General features: G+C 74.3%; 15 protein-coding genes. 7 read left to right on the plus strand and 8 right to left on the minus strand.

Annotation, left to right across the window (positions count from 1 at the left end; genetic code table 11):
- Nucleotides 1-9: 9 nt before the first annotated feature.
- The 4 genes from efeO to BM158_RS00690 form a co-directional block, all read right to left on the minus strand.
- On the minus strand, nucleotides 10-1,149 hold the full coding sequence (efeO, locus tag BM158_RS00675) for an iron uptake system protein EfeO (RefSeq protein WP_091553449.1): 1,140 nt from the start codon (nucleotides 1,147-1,149) through the stop codon (nucleotides 10-12).
- Nucleotides 1,136-1,999, minus strand: a complete 864-nt coding sequence (gene efeU, locus BM158_RS00680) for an iron uptake transporter permease EfeU (protein ID WP_091553452.1) — start codon at nucleotides 1,997-1,999, stop codon at nucleotides 1,136-1,138. The genes efeO and efeU overlap by 14 nt, the downstream gene beginning before the upstream one ends.
- Nucleotides 2,000-2,136: 137 nt before the next feature.
- On the minus strand, nucleotides 2,137-4,386 hold the full coding sequence (gene katG / locus BM158_RS00685; protein WP_091553455.1) for a catalase/peroxidase HPI: 2,250 nt from the start codon (nucleotides 4,384-4,386) through the stop codon (nucleotides 2,137-2,139).
- Nucleotides 4,383-4,850, minus strand: coding sequence for a Fur family transcriptional regulator (locus BM158_RS00690; protein WP_091553459.1), 468 nt, complete (start codon nucleotides 4,848-4,850; stop codon nucleotides 4,383-4,385). Before BM158_RS00690 ends, katG begins: the two co-directional genes overlap by 4 nt.
- Nucleotides 4,851-4,956: 106 nt before the next feature.
- On the opposite strand from BM158_RS00690, the gene BM158_RS00695 reads away from it, so the two are divergent.
- From BM158_RS00695 to BM158_RS00710, 4 genes are all read left to right on the plus strand, one after another.
- Nucleotides 4,957-6,195 carry a thiolase family protein gene (locus BM158_RS00695; protein WP_091553463.1) on the plus strand — a complete coding sequence of 413 codons (1,239 nt, stop codon included), beginning with the start codon at nucleotides 4,957-4,959 and terminating at the stop codon, nucleotides 6,193-6,195.
- Nucleotides 6,195-7,040, plus strand: coding sequence for a 3-hydroxyacyl-CoA dehydrogenase family protein (locus BM158_RS00700; RefSeq protein ID WP_091553467.1), 846 nt, complete (start codon nucleotides 6,195-6,197; stop codon nucleotides 7,038-7,040). Before BM158_RS00695 ends, BM158_RS00700 begins: the two co-directional genes overlap by 1 nt.
- A 10-nt stretch (nucleotides 7,041-7,050) precedes the next feature.
- On the plus strand, nucleotides 7,051-7,818 hold the full coding sequence (locus tag BM158_RS00705; RefSeq protein ID WP_091553473.1) for an enoyl-CoA hydratase-related protein: 768 nt from the start codon (nucleotides 7,051-7,053) through the stop codon (nucleotides 7,816-7,818).
- A gap of 225 nt (nucleotides 7,819-8,043) precedes the next feature.
- Nucleotides 8,044-9,024 (plus strand): DUF559 domain-containing protein, encoded by a 981-nt coding sequence (locus BM158_RS00710; protein WP_165628795.1) that lies wholly within the window; start codon nucleotides 8,044-8,046, stop codon nucleotides 9,022-9,024.
- 97 nt (nucleotides 9,025-9,121) lie between these two features.
- Here the strand turns inward: BM158_RS00710 and BM158_RS21440 are convergent, their stop codons facing one another.
- On the minus strand, nucleotides 9,122-9,328 hold the full coding sequence (locus BM158_RS21440) for a hypothetical protein (RefSeq protein ID WP_091556069.1): 207 nt from the start codon (nucleotides 9,326-9,328) through the stop codon (nucleotides 9,122-9,124).
- A gap of 202 nt (nucleotides 9,329-9,530) precedes the next feature.
- Between BM158_RS21440 and BM158_RS00720 the strand changes: the two genes are divergently transcribed.
- A complete protein-coding gene (locus BM158_RS00720) occupies nucleotides 9,531-10,166 on the plus strand; it encodes an MBL fold metallo-hydrolase (RefSeq protein ID WP_091556071.1) in 636 nt (211 codons plus the stop codon).
- 34 nt (nucleotides 10,167-10,200) lie between these two features.
- On the plus strand, nucleotides 10,201-10,491 hold the full coding sequence (locus BM158_RS00725) for a hypothetical protein (protein ID WP_091553480.1): 291 nt from the start codon (nucleotides 10,201-10,203) through the stop codon (nucleotides 10,489-10,491).
- Here BM158_RS00725 and BM158_RS00730 read toward each other — a convergent pair.
- The 3 genes from BM158_RS00730 to BM158_RS00740 are packed head-to-tail and all read right to left on the minus strand — an operon-like array spanning nucleotide 10,475 to nucleotide 12,851.
- Nucleotides 10,475-11,563 carry an alpha/beta hydrolase family protein gene (locus BM158_RS00730; RefSeq protein WP_091553483.1) on the minus strand — a complete coding sequence of 363 codons (1,089 nt, stop codon included), beginning with the start codon at nucleotides 11,561-11,563 and terminating at the stop codon, nucleotides 10,475-10,477. The genes BM158_RS00725 and BM158_RS00730 overlap by 17 nt on opposite strands.
- A gap of 41 nt (nucleotides 11,564-11,604) precedes the next feature.
- Nucleotides 11,605-12,078, minus strand: a complete 474-nt coding sequence (locus tag BM158_RS00735) for a polyketide cyclase (protein ID WP_091553487.1) — start codon at nucleotides 12,076-12,078, stop codon at nucleotides 11,605-11,607.
- 35 nt (nucleotides 12,079-12,113) lie between these two features.
- Nucleotides 12,114-12,851, minus strand: coding sequence for a GntR family transcriptional regulator (locus tag BM158_RS00740; RefSeq protein WP_229827545.1), 738 nt, complete (start codon nucleotides 12,849-12,851; stop codon nucleotides 12,114-12,116).
- Between the two features lie 134 nt (nucleotides 12,852-12,985).
- Between BM158_RS00740 and BM158_RS21245 the strand changes: the two genes are divergently transcribed.
- A complete protein-coding gene (locus BM158_RS21245; RefSeq protein WP_109504810.1) occupies nucleotides 12,986-13,591 on the plus strand; it encodes a helix-turn-helix domain-containing protein in 606 nt (201 codons plus the stop codon).
- Nucleotides 13,592-13,638: the final 47 nt, after the last annotated feature.

Here is a 13,638-nt window from a genome sequence, read left to right on the forward strand (position 1 = left end):
TCCCCCCCATCAGCCGGCGACGACGGCCGGCACCTGGCTGACCTGCGCGGCGAGGGCGTTCAGCGAGTCCGACAGGCCCCGGACCTGCTCGGGGGTCAGCGCGGTGTAGAGCACGAACCCGTCCCCGCTGGCGTACTGGGCGAGCTCGGCCTGGGTGGCGGCGAAGGCGCTGTCCAGCGCGGCGGCCAGGTCGGGGTCGGCCTCGGCGATGGCCGGGCGCAGCGACTGCACGGCGGCCTGCGAGCCGTCCAGGTTGGCCTGGAAGTCCCACAGGTCGGTGTGGGAGTAGCGCTCCTCCTCGCCGGTGACCTTGCCGCTGGCGATCTCGTCGAGCAGGGCCAGCGCGCCGTTGGCCAGGTCGAGGGGCTGCAGCTGCAGGTCCTGGACCCGGGTGGCCAGCTCGTCGATGTCGGCCACCAGCTGGTCGGCGACGGGGCCGGACTGCGAGAGGTCCCCGGTGACCCACAGGTCGCGCTCGAGCACGTGGAAGCCGGTCCACGTCTCGCCCTCGGCGACGTCGTTCTCCCGGGCGTCGACCCGCGGGTCGAGGTCGCCGAAGCTCTCCGCCACCGGCTCGATCCGCTCCCAGTAGGTGCGCGCGACCGGGTAGAGCGCCTGCGCGCCGGCGACGTCCCCCGCCTCGACCGCGGCGACGAAGGCCTGGGTCTGCTCCTGCAGGGCGGTGACCTGGCTGCCCACGTAGCGGGTGTAGTCGGCGACGGCGGCCTGCAGCTGCTCGTCGTCGGAGAGCTGCTCGGACTCGCCGGTCACGGTGAGCGCGTTGCGGATGCCGTCGCCGGTCATGCCGGGCTTGCAGGCGGTCTGGTACTCCCCCGCCGGCAGCTCGACCAGCAGCGAGCGGGCCACGCCGGGGGCGATGTTCTCGACCTCGCCCATGATCCGGTCGCCCTCGGCGTAGACGTAGAACTCGGTGACGGAGGAGCCGGTGTTGGTCACCGTGAACTGGTGGGTGCCGGCCGCCAGCTCGCTGGTGCCGACCTCGCAGGTGGAGTCCGACGCGGTGACGGCGATCTCGTCGGAGGCGTCGCCGGCGGCGTCCGCACCGGAGCCCGAGCCGCCGCCGCAGGCGGCCAGCAGGGTGAGGGCGGCGGCCCCGGCCGCGACGAGGGGGGTCCTACGCGTGCGCATCGACGTGCTCCGTGGTCTTCGGGGTGGGGGTGGTCCGGGCCGGGCGGCCGGGGAGGAGGAAGAGCACCAGCACCGGTACGAGGTAGGCCAGGTAGGCCACCACCTCGAGCACCGACGGCTGGGCCGAGACGTGGAGGACGCCGTCCAGGACCGCGCCCCACCAGCTGCCGGGCTGCAGCCAGGACGAGGCGTCGTAGGCGTAGGTGGTCAGGCCGGGGAGGACGCCGGCCTCCTGGAAGTCGTGGATGCCGTACTTGAAGATCCCGGCGGCGACGAAGACCAGCAGCACGCCGCTGACGGTGAAGAAGCGCGACAGGTCGATGCGGACGGCGCCCAGGTAGAGCAGCACGCCGAGGACGACGGCGCTGGCCAGCCCGGCGAGCAGGCCCACCAGCGGGGTGGCGCTCACCGCGCCCTGGGCGGAGGCGAAGAACAGCAGCGTGGTCTCCAGGCCCTCGCGGACCACGGAGGCGAACGCGATGCCGACCACGGCACCCAGACCCAGGCCCACGGCGTCGTCGAGCCGACCGCGCAGCTCGCCGGACAGCCGGCGGGCGGTGCGCCGCAGCCAGAAGATCATCCAGGTGACCAGGGCGACCGCGACCACCGAGGTGATGGCGTCGAAGAGCTCCTGGCCCGGCCCGCCGAGCACGGTGGAGGAGACGTAGGACAGCACCGCGCCGAACCCGACGGACAGCACGACGGCGGCGCCGACCCCGGCCCACACGGGCGCCAGGTGCCGACGACGTCCGGTCTTGACCAGGTAGGCGACCAGCACGCTGACGACGAGGACCATCTCCAGGCCCTCGCGCAGGCCGATCAGGTAGCTGGGGAAGAACAGCGCACCCACGGCAGCCTCCGGACAGACGGAAGCCCCCAGCAGGAGCTGAGGGCAGGCATACCTTAGAACCGCTGCCGCCGGTACGACCAGGGGCCCCAGGAAGTTCCCAGCGAGCTGAGAACCCCTGAGGCCCCTGTGCGCTCAGATCAGGCCTTGACCTCGAACCGGTCGTTGTCCATGACCTTCGTCCAGGCCTTCGCGAAGTCCTGGACGAACTGCTCGGCCGCGTCGTCGGAGGAGTAGACCTCGACGATCCCGCGCAGGATGGCGTTGGAGTTGAACACCAGGTCGGCGGCGGTGGCGGTGCGCGCCACGGAGCCGTCGGCGGCCACGCCCTCGTAGACGTCCTCGGTGTCGCGCGAGGTCCGCCACTGGATGCCGAGGTCCAGGATCGTCCGGAAGAAGTCCTGGCTCAGCACGCCCACCCGGTCGGTGAACACGCCGTGCTGCACGCCGCCGGTGTTGGCGCCCAGCACCCGCAGGCCGCCGACCAGCACGGTCATCTCCTTGGCGGTCAGGCCCAGGGTGAAGGCCTTGTCCACCAGCAGCTGCTCGGGCTGCAGCTTGCTGCCCGGCAGCAGGTAGCTGCGGAAGCCGTCGGCCTTGGGCTCGAGCCACGCGAAGTTGTCCGGGTCGGTCTGCTCCTGGGTGGCGTCGGTGCGGCCGGGGGTGAAGCCCACGGTCACCGGGACGCCGGCGTCGGCGGCGGCCTTCTCCACCGCGGCGGTGCCGGCGAGCACCACCAGGTCGGCGAAGGAGACGCGCTTGCCGGTCTCGGCCTCGAAGTCGGCCTTGACCTGCTCGATCGCCGGGATGACCTCGTCGACACCGGCGTTGGCCGCCCAGCCGCGCTGCGGCTCGAGCCGGATGCGCCCGCCGTTGGCGCCACCGCGCTTGTCGGTGTCGCGGTAGGACGCCGCCGCCGACCAGGCCAGGTGCACCAGCTGGGACACCGACGGGCCACTGGCCAGCAGCCGCTGCTTCAGGTCGGCGACCTCGGCGTCGCCCACGAGCTCGTGGTCGACGGCCGGGACCGGGTCCTGCCAGACGAGCTCCTCGGAGGGGACGTCGGGGCCCAGGTAGCGGGAGACCGGGCCCATGTCGCGGTGCAGCAGCTTGAACCAGGCGCGGGCGTAGGCGTCGGCGAAGTACTCCGGGTCCTTGTAGAACCGCTCCGAGATCTCGCGGAAGCCGGGGTCGCGGACGAGGGCCATGTCGGTGGTGGCCATCATCGGCGGGTTCTTCTTGCCCTCGATGTGCGCGTCGGGGACGAGCTCCTGCGCCTCGGGGTTGCTCGGGCCCCACTGCTTGGCACCGGCCGGGCTCTCGCCCAGCTCCCAGTCGTAGGAGAACAGCATCTCGAAGTAGGTGTTGTCCCACTTCGTGGGCGTGGGGGTCCAGGCACCCTCGAGACCGCTGGTGATGGTGTCGGCGCCCTTGCCGGTGCCGAACTCGTTCTTCCAGCCCAGGCCGTTGCCGTGCACCGGGCAGCCGTTCGGCTCGGGGCCGACCAGCTCGGGGTTGCCGGCGCCGTGGGTCTTGCCGAAGGTGTGCCCACCGGCGATGAGGGCGACGGTCTCCTCGTCGTTCATGCCCATGCGGCTGAAGGTGACCCGGATGTCGTGCGCGGAGGCGACCGGGTCGGGCCTGCCCTGGGGGCCCTCGGGGTTGACGTAGATCAGGCCCATGGTGACCGCGGCCAGGTGGCCCTCGTCGAGGTCGAGCGGGCTGTCGGCGTCGGCGTAGCGCTCGTCGCCGAGCCAGGTGTCCTCGGGGCCCCAGAAGACCTCGCTGGGCTTCCACTGGTCCTTGCGGCCGAAGGCGAACCCGAAGGTCTTCAGGCCCATGTCGTCGTGCGCGACGTTGCCGGCGAGCACGAGCAGGTCGGCCCAGGAGATCTTGCGGCCGTACTTCTGCTTGATCGGGAGCAGCAGGCGGCGGGCCTTGTCCAGGTTGGCGTTGTCGGGCCAGCTGTTGAGCGGGGCGAAGCGCTGCCCGCCCTCGCCGCCGCCGCCGCGGCCGTCGGCGCTGCGGTAGGTGCCGGCGGCGTGCCAGGACATGCGGATGAACAGCGGGCCGTAGTGGCCCCAGTCGGCCGGCCACCAGTCCTGCGAGGTGTGCATGACCTCGACGACGTCGCGCTTGAGCTGCTCGACGTCGAGCTTCGCGAACTCGGCGGCGTAGTCGAAGTCGGGGCCGTAGGGGTCGGCCTCGGGGGTGGAGCGGTCGAGCACGCGCAGGTCGACCTGGTTGGGCCACCAGTCCTGCTCGGTGCGGGGACGCCCGCCGTGCACCGGCTCCGGCGACTTGATCGCCGGGTTCTCGCTCTCGCTGGTGCTGGCGGTCTGCGCCTTGTCCTGGGTCTTGTCGACCCCGGTGGTGTCGTGCTCGCTCATCGCGTGCCTCTCTCTGCTGGGTTCTCGAGGGTGGGCAGGACGGTGGGTGCCGCGCACGCGCGGCAGAGACCCCAGTAGATGACCTCGGCCTCGTCGACGACGAAGCCGTGGTCCTCGTACGGGGCCAGACAGGGAGCCGCGCCGACCGAGCAGTCGACGTCGGCGATGACGCCGCAGGAGCGGCAGACGAGGTGGTGGTGGTTGTCCCCGACGCGCAGCTCGTACCGCGAGACCGAGCCCTGCGGCTCGATGCGACGGACCAGGCCGGTGGCGGTCAGGGCGCGCAGCACGTCGTAGACGGCCTGGTGGGAGACCTCCGGGTGCTGCTCGCGCACCAGCCCGAGCACCTCGTCGGTGGTGGCGTGCGCGTGCCCGCGCAGTGCCGCCAGGACGGCGAGCCGCGGCCGGGTCACCCGGAGCGCGGCGCCCCGCAGGGCCTGCTCCAGCTCCGGCGTCGTCGGCACGTCCCCACCCTGCCCCCTAATCTTGAACGAGTCAAATGAACGCTGGGCGACCACTGGACGGGAACGGGGACTTGCCCGGGCGCCCGCCGTCCGCTTTCCTGACCGGATGGTCGGTAATGAGGTGTTCCTGGTCGACGGCGTCCGCACACCGCAGGGCAGGTACGGCGGCGCGCTGGCCGGGGTGCGGCCCGACGACCTGGCCGCGCTGGTGGTCGGGGAGGCGCTGCGCCGCTCCGGCGCCCCGGCCGACGCCGTGGAGGAGGTCGTGCTCGGCGCGGCCAACCAGGCCGGGGAGGACAACCGGGACGTCGCCCGGATGGCGGTGCTGCTGGCCGGGCTGCCCGACACCGTCCCCGGGTTCACCACCAACCGGCTGTGCGCCTCCGGGCTGACCGCCACCGCCTCGGCCGCCGCCGCGATCCGCGCCGGGGAGCTCGACCTGGCGATCGCCGGCGGCGTGGAGTCGATGACCCGCGCGCCGTGGGTGATGGCCAAGCCCGGCACCCCGTGGGCCCGCCCCGGCGAGGTCGTGGACACCTCGCTGGGCTGGCGGTTCACCAACCCCACCTTCGCCGCCCACGACCGCGGCGTCGAGCACCCCGAGGACCCGCGCACCCGCAAGATCACCCTGTCGATGGGCGAGACCGCCGAGGAGATCGCCGCACTCGACGGGCTGACCCGGGACGAGTGCGACGCCTTCGCCGTGCGCAGCCACACCCGCGCCGTCGCCGCCCAGGAGGCCGGCCGGTTCGACGCCGAGCTCGTGCCGGTCGAGGTCGCCGGCAAGAAGGAGACCGTCACGGTCACCCGCGACGAGGGCCCGCGCCCGGGGTCCTCGATCGAGTCGCTGGCCACGCTCAAGCCGGTGTTCCGGAAGAACGGCATCGTCACCGCCGGCAACAGCTCGCCGCTGTCCGACGGCGCCGCGGCGCTGGTGCTGGCCTCCGCCGAGGCCGTCGAGCGCCACGGGCTGACGCCCCGCGCCCGCGTCGTGGTCTCCGCCTCGGCCGGGGTCGCGCCGAACGTGATGGGCCTGGGGCCGGTGCCGGCCACGGAGAAGGCGCTGGCCAAGGCCGGCTGGTCGGTCGGCGACCTGGACGCCGTGGAGCTCAACGAGGCCTTCGCCGCCCAGTCCCTCGGCGTGCTGCGCCGGCTGGGCATCGACGAGGAGATCACCAACGCCGACGGCGGCGCCATCGCCCTGGGCCACCCGCTGGGCTGCTCCGGCGCCCGCATCCTGGTCACCCTGGTCGGCCGGCTGGAGCGCGAGGGCGGCCGCCGCGGCCTGGCCACGCTGTGCGTCGGCGTCGGCCAGGGCGTCTCGATGCTGGTGGAGCGGGTCTGATGGCACGCACCGTCGGGGTCGTCGGCGGCGGCCGGATGGGTGGCGGGATCGCCCAGGTGCTGCTGGGCACCGGGGCCACCGTGCACGTGGTGGAGGCCGGCGACGAGGCAGCTGCTGCCGCGCAGGAGCGCATCGTGGCCGGGCTCGGGGAGGCCGCCCGCCGCGGCAAGCTGTCCGGGTCCGTCGAGGACGCCGCCGCCCGGCTGACCATGGTCGACACCCCCGCCGAGCTGCCCGGTGACTGCGAGCTCGTGGTCGAGGCGGTGCCGGAGGTGCCCGCGCTCAAGGTCGAGGTGCTGACGGCGGCCGAGCGCGCGATCGGCCCCGACGCGGTGCTGGCGACCAACACCAGCTCGCTGTCGGTGACGGAACTGGCCGCGGCCCTCCAGCGCCCGCAGCGGTTCGTCGGGATGCACTTCTTCAACCCGGTGCCGGCGTCCAGGCTGGTCGAGGTCGTGCGGGCCGCCGACACCGCCGACGACGTCGTCGCGACCGCGCTGGGCTGGGCCGATGCGCTGGGCAAGACCGGCATCGTCGTCCGCGACTCCCCCGGGTTCGCCTCGTCGCGGCTGGGCGTGCTGCTCGGCCTGGAGGCGATCCGGATGCTCGAGGAGGGCGTGGCCGACGCCGAGGCCATCGACACCGCCATGGAGCTGGGCTACCGGCACCCGATGGGCCCGCTGCGCTCCACCGACCTGGTGGGCCTGGACGTGCGGCTGGCGATCGCCGAGTACCTGGCCGGGGAGCTGGGCGACCGCTTCGCCCCGCCGCAGCTGCTGCGTGACAAGGTGGCCGCCGGTGACCTGGGCCGGAAGACCGGCCGCGGGTTCCACGACTACAGCTGAGGAGACGACGATGTCCGTCCAGCGTGCCGACGACGGGGCCGTGGCGACCCTGACCCTGCCCGCCCCGGGGCTGACCCACGACATCCGCCGGTCGCTGACCGAGCACCTGCGGGCGCTGGCCGACGACGCCTCCGTGCGGGCCGTCGTGCTCACCGGCACCGGCAAGGCGTTCTGCGTCGGCCAGGACCTGGCCCAGCACGTGGAGGAGCTGCGCGAGGGCCGGCCGGCGCTGGACGTCGTCCCGGCCGAGTACAACCCGATGGTGCTGGCGCTGGCCGCGCTGCGGGTGCCGGTCGTGGTCGCGGTGAACGGTGCGTGCGCGGGGGCCGGGCTGGGCCTGGCGCTGGCCGGCGACCTGCGGGTGGCCGCGGCGGGGGCGAAGTTCACCACCGCGTTCGTCGGCGTCGGGCTGGGCAGCGACTCCGCGCTGGCCTCCCGGCTGGTGCACTGCGTGGGCGGTTCGCGCGCCGCCGAGCTGCTGCTGCTGCCGGCCCCGTTCACCGCCGAGCAGGCCGCGGAGTGGGGCATGGTGCACCGGGTCGTGCCGGCCGAGGAGGTGCTGGCCACCGCGCAGGCGCTGGCCGCGCAGCTGGCCGCCGGCCCCACCGCCGCCTTCCGCGCGGTCAAGGAGGTCCTGGCCACCGCGGCGACCGACTCCCTGGAGACCACCCTGGCGAAGGAGGCCGAGCTGCAGAGCGCCCTCGGCCACACCCACGACCACCAGGAAGCCGTCGAGGCCTTCCTGAGCAAGCGCAAGCCCGACTTCCAGGGCAACTGACCCCCCGCCTCCTCCACCCCACCCCCCACCCCCGTGGCGGGCGTCGATCGACGCTGATCGATCATTCGCCGGCCCGAGTGGTCGACAGGCGTCGATCGACGGTTCACCGCAGGGGCAGCCGCGGGCGCGTAGCAGGTGGGGTCGGCGGGCGTCCACATCGTGGGTCCTCGTCCACAGATCTCCTCGCCGGCCACCGCTGATCGCCGGCCGCCGCACGCTGCGGGCGTGGCGATCGATCTGGTGGAGCTGCTCGGTGCGGACGGTGCCCGGCGCAGCGCGGACGTGGTCGAGGTGGTCGGGCCGGCCAGCGTGACCCGGTGGGTCCGCCACGGGCGTCTGCTCCGGCCGCTCCCCGGCGTCCTGGTCCTGCCGTCGCGGGCGGGGACGTGGCGCACCCGTGCCGCGGCCGCCACCCTCTGGACCGGCGGTCGGCTCTGCGGGCGCAGTGCGCTGTACCTGTCCGACCTGGTGGCCGACCCCGGCCCGCTGGTGCACGTCGCGGTGGGACCGGCGCGGCACGTGGCCGTCGCGCGGCCGGACTGGCTGCGGGTGCACGTGGGTCCGGCCCCGTCCGGCCCGGTGGCGCAGGGTCTGCCGATCACGGCGGACGTCGACTCGCTGCTGACCGCGTGGGGACACGCACACGCCCGTCGCGGCACTCCGCGGGAGGTCGAGGTGGCCCGGGGCGCGGTCATCGGCGCCTGCCGCAGGAAGCGGGTGGCGGTCGACCACCTGCAGGAGGAGCTGGCGGCGCGGAGCAGGCTGCCGGCGCGGCGGGCGCTCGGCCACCTGCTCGAGCAGATCGCGCGGGGGTGCCAGAGCGAGTTCGAGATCTGGGGGCTCACCGAGCTCCTGGACGTGCCCGGGTTGCCGCCGGTGCAGCTCCAGTACGCGCTGCAGACCGCGATCGGGACCGTCCACCTGGACGCCGTGATCGAGGAGGTGCAGCTGGGCATCGAGCTCGACGGGGCCGCCTACCACCGCAGCCCCGACAACTGGGCCCGGGATCGCCGCCGCGACAGCGCCGTGCTGGCGCGGGGGTGGGTGACGCTCCGCATCGACCACGCCCGCGCCCACCGCGACCCGCCGGCGACGCAGGAGGAGATCACCCGGGCCCACTGGGCCCGCAAGGCGACGTTGATCGCGCGTCCGCCCCAGCAGCGCGCCGTTGATGGACGGTCATCGATCATCCTGCCGCCGAAGTGATCGACCAGCGTCCATCGACGCCCGACTGGTGGGGTGGGTGGGTGGTTGGGGTGGGTGGGTGGTTGGGGTGGGTGGTTGGGGTGGGGTGGGCGCTCGATCAGTAGAGGAGGTCGGCGCAGGCTTCGCAGGCGTCCTCGTCGGCGCCGTCCCAGGTCTGGTCGACGTCCACGCGGGCGAGGGCACCGCACACCGCGACCTCACAGGCACCGTCCAGCTCGGACGGGCTGCGGTGCAGCTCCACGGCGTGCCAGATGCCGGTGGTGCGGCCCTGGGCGGCGGCGAGGGTCAGGACGAGTTCGCTCATGACCCCACCGTCGGCGTCCGCGCAGGGCGCCCGCAGGGACACCGGTCACGAAACCACCCGTCCGGGTTGGTCAGCTCCTGCCCGTCAAGCGGGATGCCCCGCAGGTCGCCACGGCGTGTCCGCCACCTGGCCGGACCTGGCTGTGACCTGCGGGTTCGCTGGACCGCATGCGCCGGACCGCATGCCGTGGCACGGTGCGGCCATGCAGCTCACCAAGCACGGGCACGCCTGCGTCGTCCTGTCCGACGGCGACCGCCGCCTGCTCCTGGACCCCGGTGCCTTCACCGAGGAGTCCGCCTGGGACGGCGCGGGCGCGCTGCTCATCACCCACGAGCACTTCGACCACCTCGACGTCGAGCGCACGAGGCGCGCCCTCGACGCCGACCCCGCGCTGGAGGTGTGGACCAACCGCTCGGTCGCCGAGCAGCTGGACGCCGGCCAGCGGGTGCACGTCGTGGGCCACGGCGACGCGTTCACCGCCGCCGGGTTCGACGTCGCGGTGCAGGGCGAGTGGCACGCGGTCATCCACCCCGACATCCCGCGCATCGCCAACGTCGGCTTCCTGGTCGACGGCCGGGTGTTCCACCCCGGCGACGCGCTCACCGTCCCCGAGGGCGGCGTCGAGACCCTGCTGCTCCCGCTGCACGCCCCGTGGTCGAAGACCGGTGAGCTGATCGACTACGTGCGCGAGGTGCAGCCGTCGCGGTCCTACGCCGTGCACGACGGGCTGCTGAACGAGACCGGGCTGATGGTCGGGGCGAACTTCCTCGGCGAGAACGGTCCCGGCGTCCCCGGCGAGTACGCGCGCATCGCGCCTGGGGAGTCGGTCACGGTCTGAGTCATCGCCGCCGGGCACGGGTAGGGGCCCACGCATGAGCAGCCCCACCGCGAACGAGGACTACGACATCGAGCCCCAGGGGGACGGGCAGTACGTCGTCCGCCTCACCGACGGCGAGGAGACGATGGAGACCTGGTTCCGGCTCACGCCCGAGGCGCTGGCCGAGCTGGGGGTCGACGCCGGCGACGAGGCCGACCTGGTCGAGCGCACCGTGGTGTTCCTGCGCAAGCACCAGGAGGTCCCCGACTTCCCCGACATCGTGGAGATCGAGGACGTGCTGGCGACCTACCCCGACTACCGGGAGGCCGTCACCAGCGACCGGTGAGCCGGGGCGCCAGCCAGCGCGCCACGGCCAGGTACTTCTCGTCGGCGTGGTTGTCGACGCAGTGGTCGCCGTCGGGCCACTCCTGCCAGGTGCGGTCGGCCGAGGCGGCCAGGTCGTGCAGGTGCCGGGCGTTGGCCACCTTGAACACCGCGTCGCGGGTGCCGTGCTGCACCAGCAGCGGGCAGGTCAGCCCGGCGAGGGTGGCGGCGTCGAGCTCGAGGTCGTCCATCAGCGTGCGGGACGCCTCGGGGTCCAGGCCCAGCATGGCCTGCACCTTGGCCAGGAACCGCGGGAACCGGGTGTGCGTCTCGGCCGGGCGCACCGTGCCGCCGGTGACCACGCAGGCGGCGATCCGCGGGTCCTGGGCGGCCAGCAGGGCGGCCAGGTGGCCGCCCATGCTGTTGCCCCACACCGCGACCCGGTCGCCCAGGCGGGGGTCGGCCAGCACGTGGTCGACCGCCGCGGACAGCGCCAGCCGGACGTCGCGGTCCAGGTGCAGGCCGCCGAGCACCCGGGTCTCGCCCTGCCCGGGCGCATCGAGCAGGAACAGCGCCACGCCCCGGTCGCGGACCAGCTCGGCGCCGGCGGCGTACTCCTCGCGCCAGGCGTCGATGCCGCCGAGCACCACCACCACCGGCGGGCGGACGACGCCGGCCGGGCGCAATAGCCAGCCGCGCAGGCTGCGGCCCCGCCACGGCACGAGCACGTGCTCGGCCGGCGGGTCCAGCAGGGCGCCGGCCCGGCCGAAGGCGTCGACCAGGTCGCGGTAGAGCACCCGCTTGGCCGCGCCGTCCTCCAGCGGCACCTGGCCGAAGCTGTAGCACGTCGCGGCGCGCAGGAAGCGGTCGCGCGCGGTCGCCCGGTCACCGGCCTCGATGGCCGCCATCGCCGCGGCGGTGTGCCGGCGGGCCAGCCGGGAGGCGACCTCGGACCACGCCGATCCGGCGCTGACGCGGGCGTGCAGCTCGTCGGCGTCGGCGGCCTGCATGCCGTTGCCGACCAGCCGGTGCCGGGGCATGGCCCGGATGAGGGCGGCCGCCGCCCGCTGCCACTCCAGTGCGTGCGCGGTCACACGAGACCAACGCCCGGGCGCGGGGAGGGTTCCCCGGCTGGTCAGCCCTCCGCGAGCGCCTGCTCCAGGTGGGCGGGCAGCTTGGCCAGCTCGCCGTCGACCGTGCGCTCGACCAGCCGCTGCAGGGAGCTGCGCTGCAGGAGGCGGACCAGCCGCGACCCCCGGGCCGGCTCGTGGGTGACGGTGATCGTGACGTCGGTGCCCTCGGCGCCGCCCTTGCCGGCGTCGGCCAGCTCGATCCGCGTCGTCCAGGTCTCCGGGGTCAGCTCCAGCTTCGTGACCACCACGCGGGCCGGCCGCCACTCCACGATCGTGCCGCGCGGGGCGCCGTCCCTGGGGCTCGCGCCCTCGGCGAGCTCACCGGGCGCGCAGACGAACGTCGTCCCGGTGCCGACGGGGCCGGACACCACGTAGGAGACGTCGCAGACCGCGCAGTAGGGGTGCAGGACCGCCAGCGCGCGCCAGACGTCCTCCCGGCGTTGGGGCACCCGGCGGGTGCCGCTGGCAGTGGTCACGACGACGACGGTAGGACGCCGACCTGCGGCACGGGTCAGCGGCCGCCGACCGACACCTCGAACTCCACCTGGCTGACGTCGGGGCGCAGCCGGGAGAACGAGTGCACCAGCGGGTTGCCGAACCCGTCGAACACGGTCGTGCGGACCACCAGCAGCGGTGACCCGGCCACGACCTGCAGCACCTCGGCCTCCTCGGCGGCCGCGGTGCCCACGTCGACGACGATCCGGGCCCGGGCGAGGTCGGCCTCGTACTCGCGGCGCAGGAACTCGTAGAGCGAGCCGTGCCCGAAGTCCTCGGTGGCCGCCTTGGGGTAGTCCTCGGCCGGGAGGAACGAGCGCACGACGTGGTTGGGCAGCCCGTCGACCGACCGCAGCCGGACCAGCTCGACGACCTGGTCGGCGGGCTCGAGCCGCAGCTCGGCGGCGACCGCGGCCGGGGCGGTGAGCACCTGCTGGCCCAGCACCGTGGTGCCGACCTGGGCGCCCTGCTCGGTCATCACCGAGTGGAAGCCGGCGATGCGGTGCACGAAGCTCTCGCGGTACTCGTGCCGGATGCCGGGGCGGGTGACGTAGGTGCCCCGGCCCTGCTCGCGCACCAGGTGGCCGTCGGCGACCAGTCCGTCCACGGCCCGGCGCAGGGTGATCCGGCTGACGCCGTACTCGGCGCACAGCACCGGCTCGGGCGGGAGGAGCGCGTGCTCGGGCATCTCCAGCACCCGGCGCCGCAGGTGCTCGCGGACGGCCAGGTACTTGGGTCCGGTGTCCGCGCTCACGACCGGAAAGGTACTCGATCGCAAGACGTCCGGACGTCATGACGAGTGCACCCCGGCGCGACCCCCTCCCCGGCGGGATCTCGGGGAGCTAGCATTCCGGAACACCCTGTTCCAGAGTCGCAGGAGGCCCTGGCATGACCAGCCGGACCGCGCCACCGGCCCCCCGTCCGGTCGGCCGACCGAGGGACCCGGCCCTGGACGTGGCGATCCTGGACGCCGCGCTCGAGCTGCTGTGCGAGGGCGGCCTCGACGCCTGCGCCCTCGACGAGGTGGCCCGCCGGGCCGGCGTCGGCAAGGCGACCATCTACCGGCGCTGGCGCAGCAAGGACGACCTCGTCCGTGACGCCTTCGGCAGCACCGAGCCCGACCTGGTCCCCGAGGACGGCGGCGCGCTCACCGCCGACTCGGGGGCGTTGCTGCACGCCCTGGCCGGTGCGCTGGCCTCGCCGCGCGCCCGGGCGTGGCGGCGCACGGTGCCGGCGCTGGGGCCGGCCGCCCCGCTGCAGGCCGACCTGCCCGCCGGACCGGTCGGCGACTGGCCGGCCGCGGTCTGGGCCGTGGTCGACCGGGCGGAGACGCGCGGCGACGTCCCCGCCGGCGCGTTCCCGGTGCTCGCCCTGGAGGCCGCCGGCGCCGTGCTGGTCGCCCGGTGGCTGACCGGTGCCGACCCGGCCGAGGTCGCCGACGCCCTCGTCGCCGAGCTGCTGGCCGCCGTCGTCGCCCCGAACCTGGCCCGCTGACGGCCCTGTCGGCCGCGCGCTGGCCCGCGACCTGCGACGATGCGCAG

It is taken from the genome of Klenkia taihuensis (genome assembly GCF_900112525.1).
Classification (GTDB): domain Bacteria; phylum Actinomycetota; class Actinomycetes; order Mycobacteriales; family Geodermatophilaceae; genus Klenkia; species Klenkia taihuensis.